The sequence below is a fragment of the Plantactinospora sp. ZYX-F-223 genome, from assembly GCF_039649625.1.
In the GTDB taxonomy this organism is placed as follows: Bacteria; Actinomycetota; Actinomycetes; order Mycobacteriales; family Micromonosporaceae; genus Plantactinospora.
Genome location: NZ_JBDJAV010000210.1, coordinates 1 through 326, shown reverse-complemented (window position 1 = coordinate 326; position 326 = coordinate 1). Strand labels below are relative to the sequence as shown.

Annotated in this window: 1 protein-coding gene; it reads right to left on the bottom strand. The window is 69.6% G+C overall.

Annotated features, from left to right (window positions below; genetic code table 11):
* Positions 1–326 (bottom strand): acyl carrier protein (locus AAH979_RS43220; RefSeq protein ID WP_346263910.1); only part of this gene is annotated, 326 nt, incomplete at both ends.

Below are 326 nucleotides of genomic sequence, written 5' to 3'. Positions count from 1 at the left end.
GCCGGCAGCGTGTCGCCGACCACAAGACCGAGGCGGTTGCGCAGCTCGACGGAGGTCAGGGAGTCGAAGCCGAGCTCCTTGAACGGCCGGTCGACGTCAACGCTGTCGCCGTTGGCGAAGCCCAGAACGGTGGCGACGTTCGATCGGACCAGGCCCAGAAGGATACGGTGTCGATCTGCGGGATCGAGCCCGGCCAGCTCGTCGGTCGGGGTTGTCGGAGTGCCGCCCGCAGCAGTGTGCTCGGCGCGGCGGCGTGCACTGCCGGTGCCGACGGCCTCGGGAGTCAGTCCACGCAGGATGGCGGGGACAGGCGTCCCGTTCTGGTT